This window comes from Streptomyces sp. Pv4-95 (assembly GCF_045782725.1).
Taxonomy (GTDB): domain Bacteria; phylum Actinomycetota; class Actinomycetes; order Streptomycetales; family Streptomycetaceae; genus Streptomyces.
Genome location: NZ_CP127172.1, coordinates 6,743,813 through 6,758,385, shown reverse-complemented (window position 1 = coordinate 6,758,385; position 14,573 = coordinate 6,743,813). Strand labels below are relative to the sequence as shown.

The 14,573-nt window shown below is 72.5% G+C and carries 13 protein-coding genes; 3 read left to right on the top strand and 10 right to left on the bottom strand.

The window, feature by feature from the left end; genetic code table 11:
• Nucleotides 1–60: 60 nt before the first annotated feature.
• The gene (locus tag QOM21_RS29575; RefSeq protein ID WP_407554069.1) at nt 61–1,563 is read right to left on the bottom strand and encodes a PLP-dependent aminotransferase family protein; all 1,503 of its coding nucleotides are present in this window, start codon (nt 1,561–1,563) and stop codon (nt 61–63) included.
• On the opposite strand from QOM21_RS29575, the gene QOM21_RS29570 reads away from it, so the two are divergent.
• Together QOM21_RS29570 and QOM21_RS29565 are read left to right on the top strand one after the other, a co-directional pair.
• The gene (locus tag QOM21_RS29570) at nt 1,562–2,539 is read left to right on the top strand and encodes a DMT family transporter (protein WP_407554068.1); all 978 of its coding nucleotides are present in this window, start codon (nt 1,562–1,564) and stop codon (nt 2,537–2,539) included. The genes QOM21_RS29575 and QOM21_RS29570 overlap by 2 nt on opposite strands.
• A gap of 187 nt (nt 2,540–2,726) precedes the next feature.
• On the top strand, nt 2,727–2,936 hold the full coding sequence (locus tag QOM21_RS29565; RefSeq protein ID WP_407554066.1) for a DUF1918 domain-containing protein: 210 nt from the start codon (nt 2,727–2,729) through the stop codon (nt 2,934–2,936).
• 48 nt (nt 2,937–2,984) lie between these two features.
• On the opposite strand, the gene QOM21_RS29560 is transcribed toward QOM21_RS29565, so the two are convergent.
• Complete coding sequence (locus tag QOM21_RS29560; protein ID WP_407554064.1) at nt 2,985–4,253, bottom strand: glycoside hydrolase family 10 protein; 1,269 nt, start codon at nt 4,251–4,253, stop codon at nt 2,985–2,987.
• 159 nt (nt 4,254–4,412) lie between these two features.
• Between QOM21_RS29560 and QOM21_RS29555 the strand changes: the two genes are divergently transcribed.
• Nucleotides 4,413–5,270 carry a 3-hydroxybutyryl-CoA dehydrogenase gene (locus QOM21_RS29555; RefSeq protein WP_407554063.1) on the top strand — a complete coding sequence of 286 codons (858 nt, stop codon included), beginning with the start codon at nt 4,413–4,415 and terminating at the stop codon, nt 5,268–5,270.
• Nucleotides 5,271–5,403: 133 nt separating this feature from the next.
• On the opposite strand, the gene QOM21_RS29550 is transcribed toward QOM21_RS29555, so the two are convergent.
• The 8 genes from QOM21_RS29550 to infC form a co-directional block, all read right to left on the bottom strand.
• Complete coding sequence (locus QOM21_RS29550) at nt 5,404–6,654, bottom strand: PP2C family protein-serine/threonine phosphatase (protein ID WP_407554061.1); 1,251 nt, start codon at nt 6,652–6,654, stop codon at nt 5,404–5,406.
• Nucleotides 6,655–6,978: 324 nt separating this feature from the next.
• Nucleotides 6,979–9,504 carry a phenylalanine--tRNA ligase subunit beta gene (pheT, locus tag QOM21_RS29545; protein ID WP_407554060.1) on the bottom strand — a complete coding sequence of 842 codons (2,526 nt, stop codon included), beginning with the start codon at nt 9,502–9,504 and terminating at the stop codon, nt 6,979–6,981.
• Entirely contained in the window at nt 9,504–10,628 is a 1,125-nt protein-coding gene (gene pheS / locus QOM21_RS29540) for a phenylalanine--tRNA ligase subunit alpha (RefSeq protein WP_407554059.1), read from the bottom strand. The genes pheT and pheS overlap by 1 nt, the downstream gene beginning before the upstream one ends.
• A gap of 189 nt (nt 10,629–10,817) precedes the next feature.
• The gene (locus QOM21_RS29535; protein ID WP_407554057.1) at nt 10,818–11,975 is read right to left on the bottom strand and encodes an ATP-binding protein; all 1,158 of its coding nucleotides are present in this window, start codon (nt 11,973–11,975) and stop codon (nt 10,818–10,820) included.
• A gap of 82 nt (nt 11,976–12,057) precedes the next feature.
• The gene (locus tag QOM21_RS29530) at nt 12,058–12,912 is read right to left on the bottom strand and encodes a TrmH family RNA methyltransferase (RefSeq protein ID WP_407554056.1); all 855 of its coding nucleotides are present in this window, start codon (nt 12,910–12,912) and stop codon (nt 12,058–12,060) included.
• A gap of 132 nt (nt 12,913–13,044) precedes the next feature.
• Nucleotides 13,045–13,428: a 50S ribosomal protein L20 gene (rplT, locus tag QOM21_RS29525; RefSeq protein ID WP_052857680.1), complete on the bottom strand. Its 384-nt coding sequence runs from the start codon at nt 13,426–13,428 to the stop codon at nt 13,045–13,047.
• 105 nt (nt 13,429–13,533) lie between these two features.
• Nucleotides 13,534–13,728: a 50S ribosomal protein L35 gene (rpmI, locus tag QOM21_RS29520; RefSeq protein ID WP_361161105.1), complete on the bottom strand. Its 195-nt coding sequence runs from the start codon at nt 13,726–13,728 to the stop codon at nt 13,534–13,536.
• Nucleotides 13,729–13,848: 120 nt separating this feature from the next.
• Nucleotides 13,849–14,562 carry a translation initiation factor IF-3 gene (gene infC, locus QOM21_RS29515; protein ID WP_393894303.1) on the bottom strand — a complete coding sequence of 238 codons (714 nt, stop codon included), beginning with the start codon at nt 14,560–14,562 and terminating at the stop codon, nt 13,849–13,851.
• Between the last annotated feature and the right edge of the window lie 11 nt (nt 14,563–14,573).

Genomic DNA, 14,573 nt, shown 5'->3' with positions numbered 1-14,573 from the left:
TCGAACCGATGGCGGACGACCGCGGGAGCCGGCGGCCCGGAGCGGCCCCGCTCGGCCGGGTCATCCGGTCTCCAGACCCAGCTCCCGGCAGGCGGCGCGCAGCCGGCGGACACCTTCCACGAGTTCGCCGGTACCGGCCGCGGAGGCGAAGCTCAGGCGGAGATGCGGGGCCGGCGGCTCGGCGGCGAAGTAGGGCCGGCCGGCCGCGACGGCGACGCCCGCACGCGATGCGGCGGAGATCAGGGCCGCCTCGTCGGTACCGTCCGGCAGCCGCAGCCACAGGTGGTAGCCGCCGGGCGGGACGTGCAGCCCGCCGTCCCGCGCGCGGCCGAGGCCCTCCGCCGGGCCGGGACGGCGTTCCGCGAGTGCGGGCAGCTGCTGGTGCAGTGCAGTGACCATCGCATCCCTGCGGGCGGTCAACTCGCCTGCGATCAGGCGCAGATGGCGGGTCCAGGCGGGTGAGCCGACGAGTTCCAGGGCGGTTTCCTGGAGCGGCCCCGGCACGAAGAAGCTGTCGACGACCTGGATGGCGCGCAGCCGGTCCAGGACCGGGCCCCGTGCGGCCAGCGCGCCCACCCGCAGGCTGGGCGAGGTGGCCTTGGTCAAGGAGCAGACGTGCACGACGGTGCCGTCCGCATCGTCGGCCATGAGGGTCGGCGGGAGCGCGGGGGCGTCGTCGTGGACCAGCCGCCGGGCGAAGTCGTCCTCGATCACGAACGCGCCCGCCGCGCGCGCGACCCGCAGCACCTCGCGCCGCCGCTCCCCCGCGAGCACCGCGCCGGTCGGGTTCTGGAACAGCGGCTGGCTGACGAAGAGCCGGGCACCGCTGGCCCGGAAGGCATCGGCGAGCAGATCGGTGCGCACGCCGTCCGCGTCCATCGGCACCGGGACGGGCCGCAGGCCCGAGGCGCGCGCGACGGCCAGCATGCCGGGGTAGGTGGGGGATTCGACGAGGACCGGCGCGCCGGGTGGCGCAAGCGCGCGCAGGGCGGCGGTCAGCGCGCTCTGACCGCCCGCGGTGACCAGGACGTCGCTGGCGGCCAGTACGCCGCCGGGCCCACCGATCTCGCGGGCGAACCAGGCCCGCAGCTCCGGCACGCCTTCGACCGGGGGGCGGCCCCAGGCGCCCGGCCGCCGCCCCGCGCGCGCCAGGGCCGCGGCCAGTGCGCGCGCCGGTTGCAGGTCCGGGTGCAGATAGCCGCCGTTGAGTTCGATGACGCCGGGCGCAGGAACGGCGAGGGTGGCCAGCACCCCTGAGGCGTCGACACTGCGCGGCACCTGGTCGCCCGCCGGTTCCGCGCTCAGCGCGATCTCCTGCCAGGAGGTGTCGACCGGCCGGGCCGCCTCGGCGCGTGGTTCCGCCCGGAAGGCGCCGGCACCCGGCCTGGTCACCACCAGCCCCTCGGCGACCAGCTGCGCGAGCGCGCGGGAGACGGTCACCGGGCTGACGCGGTGCTGTTCGATCAGCGCGCGACTCGACGGGAGCTTCTCACCCGGAGAGTAGCGGTTCAATCCGCCACGGAGGATCGCGGCCAGCTCACCGACACTGCTACGCTCATGCATGAGAGACAACGATAGCGCTATCGCTTCGGTCGCGATAGCGGTCACCGCCCCGGAAGTGTCCACCGGCCCCCGTGACCTCCCCGGCGACGCCGCCACCCCGCCCGCCCCTCGCGGCGCGCCCGTCGGCCGTGGCGCGCTCCTCGCCGCTCTCGGTGTCGCCGCGTTCTCCCTCACCTTTCCCGCGACGGCCTGGGCCCTGGAAGGCATGGGCCCGTGGACGGTGGTGATGCTGCGCAGCGTGCTGGCGGCGGCGATCGCCGGCAGCTGCCTCGTGGCCTTCCGCGTCCGGGTCCCCGAGCGGCGCCACTGGGCGGGCATCGCGGTCGTGGCGGGCGGTGCCGTACTCGGCTTCCCGCTGCTGACCACCCTCGCCCTGCAGACCTCCACCACCTCCCACGCGGCAGTCGTCGTCGGACTGCTGCCGCTGACCACCGCCGCCTGCTCGGCGCTGCGGACCGGCGCGCGCCCCTCCCGCACCTTCTGGGTCGCCTCCCTGATCGGCGCCGCCGTCGTCATCGGCTTCGCGGTGCAGCAGAGCGGCGGGGCGCCGAGTTCCGGTGACCTCTTCCTCTTCGCGGCGCTGCTGGTGTGTGCGGCCGGTTACACCGAGGGCGGCCGGCTGGCCCGCCATCTGCCGGGCTGGCAGGTGATCGGCTGGGCGCTGGTGGCGGCCCTGCCGGTGACGGTGGCCGGTGCGGCGGTGGCCCTGTCCACCGAGCCGCTGCACCTGACGGCACACGCCGTAGGGGGGCTGCTGTGGCTCGCGATCGGATCGCAGTTCCTCGGCCTGGTCGTCTGGTACCGCGGCATGGCCGCCATCGGCGTGTCCAAGGCGAGTCAGCTGCAGCTCGCCCAGCCCCTGCTGACCCTGGTGTGGTCCGTGCTGCTGCTGGGTGAGCACCTGCCGCCCGCCGCACCCGCGGCGGCCCTGGCGGTGCTCGCGTGCATCGCGGTCACCCAGCGCACGCGCGGCTGACCTCCTCCCGGACACCGGCCGGCCGCTGCACACCGGGTGCGGCAGCCGCCCCCGGACGTAAACTTGCCGCGACGGCTGATAACGCCGTCCGGGCCGCTCGGGCCCGTATCCGTTGGCCGTTCAACCGCTCGGCCGCCGCTGATCCGGCGCACCGGTCGCACGGCCGCCCGAAGCGGGAGGAACTCTGATGCACGCGAACACGGGCGACCGGCTGCTGGTGCACGGCAGAACCGTCGGGCATCACGACCGGGTCGTCGAGATCATCGAGGTACTGGGCACGAACGGCGATCCGCCCTACCGCGTCCGCGGCGAGGACGGGCACGAGGCGATCATGTCGCCCGGCCCGGACTGCGTCGTCCAGCACGGAAAGTCCGTCGACGTCGGCCCAGCCCGCTAGCGGAGCCGACAACCGACCGGCCCCGCCGACCGGGTCACCGGTCCGCCACTACGGCCGCGCGGCGCTGCCGTAGTGGTCGCGGACGACCCGCGTCAGCGCACCGGCCCTGTCCTCGGACACCTCCTTCGCGGAGAAGAAGACATGGCCGCCGACCTCCGGGTGCTTCCGGGCCAGGGTGAGGTGGCGGGAGAGTTCGGCCGGGTCCCGCCAGGCGGCCGGCTGCGCCGGGTCGCCCGCCTTGTAGAGCGCCTCGCCGATGTAGAGGTCCACGCCGGTGTCCTCGACCGTCCGCGCCCACCAGTCCACCAGTTCCGCGTAGTCGGAGCCCGCCGCTCCGATGTTCCAGTAGACCTGCGGAACGATGTGGTCGACCCAGCCCTCCCGCACCCAGCGGCGGGTGTCGGCGTAGAGATCGTCGTACGTCTCCACCCCGGCACGCGTCGCCGAGCCCGCGGGGTCGGTCGCCTGATTGCGCCAGACCGCGAACGGGCTGATGCCGAACCGCACCTGCCGCTCCGCCCGCCGCGACTCGACGCCTTCGAGCTGCTGGGCGGTCTCCTGCACCAGCCGGTTGATGTTGTCCCGCCGCCAGGCCGCTCGGCTCGCGAAGCCCTTGCCGTGCGCCGCGTAGGCCGCGTCGTCGCGGAACGGCTCGCCCTTGGCCGGGTACGGATAGAAGTAGTCGTCGAAGTGCACCCCGTCGACGGGGTAGCGCCGCACCGCGTCGAGCATCGCCTCCTGCACGAAGCGGCGGACTTCCGGCAGCCCCGGGTTGTAGTAGAGCTTGCCGCCGTACGGGACCACCCAGTCGGGATGCCGGCGCGCGGGGTGGGCGGGAGCCAGCCGGCCGGGGTCGGCGTGGTTGGCCACCCGGTACGGGTTGAACCAGGCATGCAGCTCCAGACCGCGCCGGTGCGCCTCGCGCACGGCGAAGCCCAGCGGGTCCCAGCCAGGGTCGCGGCCCTGCACACCGGTCAGACACTCCGCCCACGGCTCGTGCGGGGAAGGCCACAGGGCGTCGGCGCTCGGGCGGACCTGGAAGATCACCGTGTTCAGCCGGTTCTCGACGGCCGCGTCGAGGTGGGCGAGAAGTTCCTGCCGTTGGCGTGCGGCGCTCCGCCCGGGGGCGGAGGGCCAGTCCCGGTTGCCGATCGTCGCCAGCCACATGCCGCGCATCTCGGGCCGACCGGTACCGTCCTTCCGGTCTCCGGCCGGAGCCGCCGGGCCGCCCGCGGTCGCCGCCGCCCCCGCGGCGAGTACCGACGAGGCCGCGCCCAGTGCTGCCGCCGCGAACCCTCTTCGTGTGATCCGTCTCATGAAAAACCCTCAGATTGTCCGTTTCATCCCGTCTTGAGGGCTCAGGATGCCTCCCCCGGCGCCTCTAGCACAGCACCGCGCGGAGTACCGTCGGGGTCGAGGTGGGCGCCGGACCCTTACGGCATACCGCCAGTCCTGAAGATCAGCGAAAGGCACGATGTGACCGACATCGAACGCGTCGGAGTGGTCGGCTGCGGCCAGATGGGCGCAGGCATCGCCGAGGTGTGCGCCCGCGCCGGGCTGGACGTCATGGTCGCCGAGACCACCGGCGAAGCCCTGGAGCTGGGTCGCACCCGTCTGACCAACTCGCTCGGCAAGGCCGCGGAACGCGGCAAGATCACTGCCGAGGAACGCGACGCGACGCTCGGCCGGCTCAGCTTCACCACCGACCTCGGGGAGTTCTCCGACCGCGACCTCGTCATCGAGGCCGTCGTGGAGAACGAGCAGGTGAAGACCGAGATCTTCCAGGTCCTCGACCAGGTCGTCACGCGACCCGACGCGATCCTGGCGTCCAACACCTCCTCCATCCCCCTGGTGAAGCTGGCGGTGGCGACCTCCCGTCCCGACCAGGTCATCGGCATCCACTTCTTCAACCCGGCGCCGGTGCAGAACCTCGTCGAGCTGATCCCCGCCCTGACCACCGGCGAGGACACCATCAAGCGCTCCGAGGCGCTGGTGCAGGACGTCCTGGGCAAGCACGCGATCCGCGCCCAGGACCGCTCGGGCTTCGTCGTCAACGCGCTCCTCATCCCCTACCTGCTCTCCGCTATCCGGATGTTCGAGTCGGGTATGGCCAGCCGCGAGGACATCGACAACGGCATGGAGCTGGGCTGCGCCCACCCGATGGGCCCGCTGAAGCTGTCCGACCTCATCGGCCTCGACACCGTCGCCTCGGTCGCGGCTTCGATGTACGAGGAGTACAAGGAGCCCCTGTACGCCTCTCCCCCGCTGCTCGCCCGCATGGTCGACGCGGGCCGGCTGGGCCGCAAGGCCGGTTCGGGTTTCTACGCGTACTGAGCACACACGCCGGGACGGCCCGCACCCCACACCGGGGTGCGGGCCGTCCCGCGTACCGCGCCTCTCACCGGGCATGAACTGCCGCCCCGGCAGCCGCCGTTCGCAAGGCCCCATCGGCACGCCATGACACCCGCTACTCAGGGCGTCCCGCCTCCACGCAGCCCGGTACGGCCAGCGGGGTGGTGGGCCCCTGCGGCGGCACCCGCACCCGGTCGTTGCACATCATCAGCAGGGCGACATCATCGGTCAGCCGTCCGCCCGCATGCCGCAGCAGCGCCTCCCGTACATCCTCCACCACGCCCGTCGGCGAGGGACCGCGCTGCGCCGCACTCGACGCGACGACCGTCGACTCGACGCTGCTGCGCAACTCCTGGGTCAGCGGGAAGAACTCCCCCGCGGCATCCCGGGCATCGGCCGCGCCGTCGGTGTGCAGGAAGAGCCCCTCACCGGGCCGCAGCCGGCCGCAGCGGACCGCGGTCAGGTCCTCGGGCAGCGGGAAGAGGCCCAGCGGCGGCATCGGCTCGGCGGGCGCGACCGGCGCCACCGCCCGACAGCCGACGCGATACGGCCAGGGGTGCCCGCAGTTCAGCGCCGTGACCGCGCCGTCCCGGGCCACCTCGAGCAGCAGCACCGTCACGAATTCCTCCGCGAGGGGGCTCGCCGGCTCGCCGCCGCCGGCCGACGGATGCTCGGCCCGCGCCCGCTCCCGCAGATGCCGTTGGTGCGAGCGCTCCAACCGGCGCAGCACACCTGTCAGTTCCGGCTCGTCATGCGCCACCTCGCGGAAGCTGCCCAGCATCGCGGCGACCGTGCCCATCGCCTCCAGGCCGTGGCCACGCACATCCCCGATCACCACCCGGACGCCGTGCCGGGTCCCCACGGCCTCGTACAGGTCACCGCCGACCGCGGCCCCCTCGCTCGCCGAGAGGTGGTCGGCGGCCAGGGCCATCCCGTCGATCCGCGGCGGCAACGGACGCAACAGCACCCGCTGCGCGGCCGTCGCGACCTCCTGGGCGCGCTCCAGCTCCCGCAGCAGCCGCATCCGCCGGCCGGCGGTCAGATAGCTGGCACACACCACCGCGAGGATCGCGCCGCAGGCCGTCACCCGCACACCCGGCCCGGCCGCCGGCTCCAACTCGCCGAGCGGCACCAGCGCGAGCAGCGCGCACAGACCGCCGAGCACCACACACTGGCGGCGGCCGGTGCCCGCGCACGCGATGGCCGGAGCGGCGGCGAGAAGCTGGAGCAACTGGCCACTGGTGGGGCGACTGAGCTCCCAGACCACCACACCCAGCACCCACAGGCCGGGCAGGACGAAGACGAAGGCGCGCTGCGCGCGAGCGGCACCCGCGCGTGCTCCGCCCCTCGCCCAGGTTCGGATCATGCCGATGGTCCCCCTAGCCGGTGGTCCCCTTAGCAGGCAACGAGGCGGTCGGCCGGCCCCTCCGCGCGGTCGCGCAGGCTGCACCGACCGGATCGATTGTCACCACGGTATGTGTCTGTGTGGCGACGATCCGTGCCGTACCACCCGATTGAGTGATGGTGTGCGGATATCCCCGGACCCCTTCGCGGGGCACGGGATCCGGCCACCCGGTCCCGGCCCCGGCCACGCGCCGCGCACCCCGGAAAGCGGAAAGGAGTGAGGGCGTGGACCGCACCAGGTGCCGTCCACGCCCTCACTCCTCATGCCGTCAGCCGGCAGCGTCCGCTAGCCGCGCAGCGTCGCTCCGGTGCGCTCCTGCGCCGCCGCGACCGCGGCGTCACGGGCCGCCGAGGCTTCCTCGGCGGTCAGCGTGCGGTCCGCGGCACGGAAACGCAGCGCGTACGCCAGGGACTTCTTGCCCTCACCGACCTGCTCGCCGGTGAAGACGTCGAACAGGCGCAGCGACTCCAGGAGTTGCCCCGCGCCCTCGCGCAGCGCGGCCTCGACGTCCGCGGCCGGAACCGTGCCGTCGACGATGAGCGCGACGTCCTGGGTCGCGACCGGGAAGGTCGAGATCCGCGGCGCCCGCATCGGCCCGTCCGAGGCCCGCTCGACGCGGTCCAGGTCGATCTCCATCGCGCTGCTGCGCTCCGGCAGCCCGAGCGCCTTGATGACGCGCGGGTGCAGCTCACCGGCGTTGCCGACGAGGATCTCCTCGCCGTCGACGACGGCGAGCAGCGCCGCGCACCGGCCCGGGTGCCACGGGGCGTGCTGGTCCTGACGGACGATCAGCTCGACACCCGCCTCCCGGGCGACCGTACGGCCCGCCTCGACGGCGTCCGCCCAGCCGGCGGGACGTGCGTCGCCCCACCAGCCGTCCTGCTCGCGGGCTCCGGCGAGCACCACGGCGACGCGCCGCGGCTGCTGCGGGAGGGACGCGTTCAGGCCGGCGATCTCCTCGTCGGTCGGCCGGCGGTCGACGGGCAGCCGCGCGGGCGGCTTCTCGTCACCGGTCGGCCGGAAGACCAGGCCGGTCTCGAAGAGCGCCAGGTCGTGGGTGCCCCGGCCGGCGTTCCGGCGCAGCGCGTTGAGCAGCCCCGGGATGAGCGTCGTGCGGAGGTCGGGCTCCTCGTCGGAGAGCGGGTTGACGAGGGTGACGACGTTGCGGCGCGGGTCGTCCGGCTCGATGCCGAGCTGGTCGAGGATCGCCGAACCCGTGAACGGGTAGTTCAGGGCCTCGACATAGCCGGCCCCGGCGAGGGCGCGGCCGACCCTGCGGTGCAGCCGCTGACGCTCGGTCAGCCCACGGCCGGCCGGCGGCCGCGGGAGGGTGGAGGGCAGATTCTCGTAGCCCTCCAGCCGGATGACCTCTTCGGCGAGGTCGTTGGGCTCGCTCAGGTCGGGCCGCCAGGACGGCACGGTGACGACCAGCTCGTCCTGCCCGTAGACATCGCAGCCGACCTGCTGGAGTCGGCGTACGACGGTCTCCCGGCCGTAGTCGACACCGGCGACCTTGTCCGGGTGGTTCGCCGAGAGGCTGATCGTGCGCGGCCCGCTGGGCGCGACGAACTCGGTGACGCCGGGCTCCGCCTTGCCGCCGGCGAGCAGCACCAGCAGATCGACGGTCCGCTGCGCCGCGGCGGACGTGGCCTCCGGGTCCACTCCCCGCTCGAAGCGCTTGGACGCCTCGGAGGAGAGCTTGTGGCGGCGGCCCGTCCGGGCGATGGAGAGCGCGTCGAAGTGCGCGGCCTCCACGACGATCTCGGTGGTGCCGCCGATCCGGCCGGACTCGGGGTCGGCGACCGCGTCCGCGATCTCGGTGTGCGCGCCGCCCATGACGCCCGCGAGGCCGATGGGCCCCCGGTCGTCGGTGATGACCAGGTCCTCGCCGTCCAGCACGCGCTTGGCGCCGTCCAGGGTGGTCAGCTTCTCGCCGGGAGTGGCCCGGCGGACGCCGATCGGACCGTCCACGCTGGAGCGGTCGTAGGCGTGCAGCGGCTGGCCGATCTCCAGCATCACGTAGTTGGTGATGTCGACGGCGAGCGAGATCGGGCGCATGCCGGCCTTCTGCAGCCTGCGCTGCATCCAGATCGGGGTACGCGCCTCGGGCTCCACGCCGCTGACCGTCCGGGCGGTGAAGCGGCTGCAGCCGACCGGGTCGGCGACCTTGACCGGGTAGCCGTCGGAGTTCGGCGGCGGGACGTCGAGCAGCGCCGGGTCGCGCAGCGGCAGACCGTAGGCGGTGCCCGTCTCACGGGCGACGCCGCGCATCGACAGGCAGTAACCGCGGTCGGGCGTGACGGCGATGTCCAGCACCTCGTCGACGAGTTCGAGCAGCTCGATGGCGTCGGTGCCCACCTCGTGCTCGGCCGGCAGCACGATGATGCCGCCCGACCCGTCGTCGCCCATGCCCAGCTCGTCGCCGGAACAGATCATGCCGTGCGAGGTCTTGCCATACGTCTTGCGCGCGGCGATCTTGAAGTCGCCGGGCAGCACGGCGCCCGGCAGCACCACGACGACCTTGTCGCCGACCGCGAAGTTGCGGGCGCCGCAGACGATCTCCTGCGGCTCGCCGGTGCCGTTGGCGGTGCCGACGTCGACGGTGCAGAAGCGGATCGGCTTCTTGAAGCCCTCCAGCTCCTCGATGGTCAGCACCTGACCGACGACGAGCGGGCCCTCCAGGCCGTCGCCCACCCGCTCGACGGTCTCGACCTCCAGGCCGACCTCGATGAGCTTGGCCTGTACGTCACGACCGGTCTCCGTCGCCGGCAGGTCGACGTACTCCCGCAGCCAAGAAAGCGGGACCCGCATCAGATCTCCATCCCGAACGGCCGGGTGAACCGGACGTCACCCTCGACCATGTCTCGCATGTCTTCGACGTTGTGGCGGAACATCAGCATCCGCTCGATGCCGAACCCGAAGGCGAATCCGCTGTACTTCTCCGGGTCGACGCCGCAGGCGATGAGCACCTTCGGGTTGACCATGCCGCAGCCGCCCAGCTCGATCCAGCCCTCGCTGCCGCAGGTGCGGCAGGGCCGGTCCGCGTTGCCGACGGACTCGCCGCGGCAGACGTAGCAGAGCATGTCCATCTCGGCGGACGGCTCGGTGAACGGGAAGAAGTTGGGGCGCAGCCGGGTCTTCATGTCCGGCCCGAAGAGCGCCTGCACCATGTGGTCCAGGGTGCCCTTGAGGTCCGCCATGGTCAGGCCCTCGTCGATGGCGAGCAGCTCGATCTGGTGGAAGACCGGGGTGTGCGTGGCGTCCAGCTCGTCGGTGCGGTAGACCCGCCCCGGGCAGACGACGTAGACCGGCGGTTCGCGGTCGACGAGCGTACGCGCCTGGACCGGCGAGGTGTGGGTGCGCAGCACGACACCGGACTCGTCGCCCTTGGTGCCCTCACCCTGGATGAAGAAGGTGTCCTGCATCTGGCGGGCGGGGTGGTCGGGCACGAAGTTGAGCGCGTCGAAGTTGAACCACTCCGCCTCGACCTCGGGGCCCTCGGCGATCTCGTAGCCCATCGCGACGAAGACGTCGGCGACCCGCTCCATGAAGGTGGTCAGCGGGTGCCGGGCGCCGGCGGGAACGCGGTCGTAGGGCAGCGTGACATCCACCGCCTCCTCGACGAGCACCCGCGCGTCGCGCTCCGCCTCCAGCTCCTCCTGGCGGACCTTGAGCGCCTGGTTCACCCGGCCGCGGGCCTGGCCGACGCGCTTTCCGGCGTCCGCCTTGGCGTGCGGGGGCAGGGCGCCGATCTCCCGGTTGGCGAGGGCGAGCGGCGAGCGGTCGCCGGTGTGCGCGACCTTCACCTCGCGCAGCTCCTCCAGGTCGGCCGCGGCGGCGACGGCGGCCAGCGCCTCGTCGGTGCGCCGGGCGACCTCTTCCGGTTTCAGGGCTTCGACCTCGACAGGGTCGTAGGACTTATTGGGTGCGGACATCTCTTCCCGTGCTTCCGGTGGACTGGCTTGGCTTGGCTCGCTTCGCCTCGGCTCTTCGATCACAAACGTCGGATGCCGAGCCCGCTCTGTGCCCGCGATGCTTGTGCGCCAAAGGTGCCAAAGGTCAAGTCTAAGGGGCGGGCCCACCACGGCGGGCCCGTGCCCCTGCGGGGCGCCCGCCGCGGGCGCTCAGGCCATGAAGGCCGGGGCCGCGACGGGCAGGCTGAATCGGAACTCCGCACCGCCTGCCGGGGCCCGGCCGACCGTGATCGTGCCGCCGTGCGCCTCGACGATGCCCTTGACGATGTAGAGGCCCAGGCCGGTGCCGCCGCGCTTGCTGCCCCGCCAGAAGCGGGTGAAGACGCGGCTCATCGACTCCTCGGGAATGCCGGGGCCCTCGTCGCTCACGGTGACGGTCGTCCCTTCCACGCTGGTCGCATCCGGTGCTGGTCCGACCTCGATGGTGACCGTTCCCTCGCCGTGGCGCACGGCATTTTCCAGCAGGTTCCCCAGCACCTGGTCCACTTTGTCCGGGTCCGCCCACAGATCGGGCAGCGGTTCGCACATCCGGATCAGGAAGCGGTCGGGCCGCTGGCCCGCGGTGGTCTGCGCCTGGACGTGCCGGCGCACCGCGGCGATCATGTCGACCCGCTGCCGCCGCACCTCCAGCCGTCCGGAGTCGATGCGGGAGATGTCGAGCAGCTCGGCGATGAGGCGGGTGACGCGGTTGGCGTCGGCGTCCACGGTCTCCAGCATCAGCCGCTTCTGGTCGTCGGTGAAGCGCTCCCACTTCTGCAGGAGGGTGGCCGTGAAGCCCTTGACCGAGGTCAGCGGGGACCGCAGCTCATGAGCGACGGTGGCGATCAGCTCGGCGTGGCTCAGCTCGGTGCGGCGGCGGGCCTCGGTGCCGCGCAGCGTGATGACCAGCTGCCGGACGGGCCCGGTGGGGCGGCTGCGGACGTAGCGGGCGGATACCAGCACCTCGCGGCCGCCCAGCACGAGATTGCGCTCCGGCTGCCCGCGCCGGATGGCGAGACCGCCGTAGGGGTCGGTCAGCTGCCACCAGCGGCGCCCCTCGACGTCCTGCAGCGGCAGGGCCTCCGCCAGCGGGAGCCCGAGGGCGTCCTGCGGGGCGATGTCGGTGATCCGGACCGCCGCGGCGTTGAAGCAGACCACGCGGCCGCTCTCGTCGGCGACGACCAGGCCGTCGGGGAGGTCGTCGGGGTCGAGACCGAGCCCGGTGCCGAAGGCGTTCGGTGTCACGGTGGCGGGCGACGGCCCGCACACGGGTCCGTCGGACAGCTGGCTGTCCGCAGCGACGGTGATGCCGGAAGTCCTCACACTCATCCCCGATACCCCCTTCCGGGCCCCGAGCACGCCACACTACTAGCTCGGTTCGGATGCGCCGCGAAGATCCGCCGGACGCCCCTCAGGCGGGTGACACGGAGCGGCAGCCGCCGGCGGTGCGCTGGGCACGCGCCGAGGCGTACAGGCAGACCGCGGCGGCCGTCGCGAGGTTGAGGCTCTCGGCCTTTCCGTGGATGGGGACCCGGACCACGGCGTCCGCGAGCGCGCGGGTCTCCTCGGGCAGGCCCCAGGCCTCGTTGCCGAAGATCCAGGCGGTGGGCCCGCCCATGGCGCCCGCGTCCAGCTCGCCGTCCAGATCGCGGTCGCCCGCACCGTCGGCGGCCAGCAGGCGCACCCCGGAGGCCCGGAGTCCGTCCATCACCCGCTCGACCGGCACGCCCACCGCGACCGGGAGATGGAAGAGCGAACCGACCGAGGCCCGGACGGATTTGGGGTTGTAGAGGTCCACGGAGGCGTCGGTCAGGACCACGGCGTCGGCGCCCGCGGCGTCCGCGCAGCGCAGGACCGTACCGGCGTTGCCGGGGTCACGGACGTTGGCGAGCACCGCGATCAGCTGGGGGCGGGCGGCGAGGATCTCCTCGAACGGCGAGTCCAGGAACCGGCAGACGCCGAGCAGGCCCTGCGGGGTGACCGTCTGGGAGATGTCGGCGACCGTCCGGTCGTCGGCATGGTGGACGCGTACCCCGGCCGCGTGGGCCGCCGCGATGATCTCGGTGTGCCGCTCGGCGGCCTCGACGGTCGCGAAGAGCTCGATGAGCGTGGGCTCGCCCTCGACGCGGTGCGCGATGGCCTCCCGTACGGCCTGCGGACCCTCGGCGATGAACCGGCGTTCCTTGCCGCGGAAGGCGCGGCGGGCCAGCCGTCGGGCGGCGGCGACTCGCGGGGAGCGCGGGGAGATCAGCTCGGGGGTGCCCATGGGCGGCGGCTCGCTTCTTTCGTTCTGTGCGGGCGGACCGCGGCCTGGCGCAGGCCACGCGGTCCGGCAAACGGCGGCGGACCCGCAGGCCGGGGCCTGCGGGTCCGCGTCATCACGTCGTCAGGCCGGTGTTCAGGCGGCCTTCGGGGCGTTGACGTCGCTCGGAAGCGCCTTCTGGGCAACCTCGACCAGCGCGGCGAACGCGTTGGCGTCCGTCACCGCGAGGTCGGCCAGGATCTTGCGGTCCACCTCGACGTTGGCGGCCTTCAGACCCTGGATGAAGCGGTTGTACGTCATGCCGTTGGCGCGGGCAGCGGCGTTGATGCGCTGGATCCACAGCTGACGGAAGTCGCCCTTGCGCTTCTTGCGGTCGTTGTAGTTGTAGACGAGGGAGTGGGTGACCTGCTCCTTCGCCTTGCGGTAGAGGCGCGAGCGCTGGCCGCGGTAGCCGCTGGCCTGCTCGAGGATCGCCCGGCGCTTCTTGTGGGCGTTGACCGCCCGCTTGACGCGTGCCACTTGTTAACTCCTTGTAGCGGGGCCGCGGTTGTCCTCACGCGGCCCGGTTCGATTGGGTCCCGGTCCTCAAGTCCTGCGCCCCGGCCGTCGGCGGGGCGCCGGGACTCACTTGCCGAGAAGCTTCTTGATCTTCGCGGCGTCGCCCGGGGCCATCTCGGCGTTGCCGGTGAGGCGACGCGTCACGCGGGACGACTTGTGCTCGAGCAGGTGGCGCTTGCCGGCGCGCTCGCGCATCACCTTGCCGGAGCCAGTGATCTTGAAACGCTTGCTGGCACCGCTGTGCGTCTTGTTCTTCGGCATGCGCCGTTCTCTCCTCGTCAGTGGCGCCCCCACCGGAAAACCGGCCTGCGGGAGCGTCAGATGTTGTGGTTGGTGTTCCGGGGCGAGACCCCGGCGTGAATCCGGGGCTCACGCCCGGGCTCACGCCTCGGCGGGCTCCTCGGCGGGCTCCTCCACGGACTGCTCCGCGGGAACTCCACCCTGGCGCTCGGCCTTGCGGGCGGCCTGCGCCTCGCGGGCCTCGGCCATCGCCTCGGTCTTCTTCTTGTGCGGACCGAGGACCATGATCATGTTTCGGCCGTCCTGCTTCGGATTCGACTCGATGAAGCCGAGGTCCTCCACGTCGGACGCGAGCCGCTGCAGCAGACGGAAGCCCAGCTCGGGGCGGGACTGCTCGCGACCACGGAACATGATCGTGATCTTGACCTTGTCACCCTGCTTGAGGAACCGGACGACGTGACCCTTCTTGGTGTCATAGTCGTGCGGGTCGATCTTCGGCCGGAGCTTCATCTCCTTGATGACCGTGTGCGCCTGGTTCTTGCGCGCCTCACGGGCCTTCATGGCCGACTCGTACTTGAACTTTCCGTAGTCCATGAGCTTGCAGACCGGCGGACGTGCGTTCGCCGCCACCTCGACCAGGTCGAGGTCGTACTCCTGCGCAAGCTCCAGGGCCTTGGCAAGCGGCACGATGCCGACCTGCTCGCCACTGGGACCGACGAGTCGCACCTCAGGGACGCGAATCCGGTCGTTGATGCGGGGCTCGGCGCTGATGGATCCTCCTCGGTAGCACCACGCGACGGCCTGGCGGACTGCCGCGTAACGTCTGTTTCGGTGTGACCAACCGCGCCGGTACATGAAAAACGCCC

What these genes read in the sequence shown, in the direction of transcription:
- QOM21_RS29560 (WP_407554064.1), bottom strand. Translation starts at nt 4,253, where the DNA reads ATGAGACGGATCACACGAAGAGGGTTCGCGGCGGCAGCACTGGGCGCG.
- QOM21_RS29550 (WP_407554061.1), bottom strand. Translation starts at nt 6,654, where the DNA reads ATGATCCGAACCTGGGCGAGGGGCGGAGCACGCGCGGGTGCCGCTCGC.
- rpmI (WP_361161105.1), bottom strand. Translation starts at nt 13,728, where the DNA reads ATGCCGAAGAACAAGACGCACAGCGGTGCCAGCAAGCGTTTCAAGATC.
- QOM21_RS29535 (WP_407554057.1), bottom strand. Translation starts at nt 11,975, where the DNA reads ATGAGTGTGAGGACTTCCGGCATCACCGTCGCTGCGGACAGCCAGCTG.
- pheT (WP_407554060.1), bottom strand. Translation starts at nt 9,504, where the DNA reads ATGCGGGTCCCGCTTTCTTGGCTGCGGGAGTACGTCGACCTGCCGGCG.
- pheS (WP_407554059.1), bottom strand. Translation starts at nt 10,628, where the DNA reads ATGTCCGCACCCAATAAGTCCTACGACCCTGTCGAGGTCGAAGCCCTG.
- infC (WP_393894303.1), bottom strand. Translation starts at nt 14,562, where the DNA reads ATGTACCGGCGCGGTTGGTCACACCGAAACAGACGTTACGCGGCAGTC.
- QOM21_RS29565 (WP_407554066.1), top strand. Translation starts at nt 2,727, where the DNA reads ATGCACGCGAACACGGGCGACCGGCTGCTGGTGCACGGCAGAACCGTC.
- QOM21_RS29570 (WP_407554068.1), top strand. Translation starts at nt 1,562, where the DNA reads ATGAGAGACAACGATAGCGCTATCGCTTCGGTCGCGATAGCGGTCACC.
- QOM21_RS29575 (WP_407554069.1), bottom strand. Translation starts at nt 1,563, where the DNA reads ATGCATGAGCGTAGCAGTGTCGGTGAGCTGGCCGCGATCCTCCGTGGC.
- QOM21_RS29530 (WP_407554056.1), bottom strand. Translation starts at nt 12,912, where the DNA reads ATGGGCACCCCCGAGCTGATCTCCCCGCGCTCCCCGCGAGTCGCCGCC.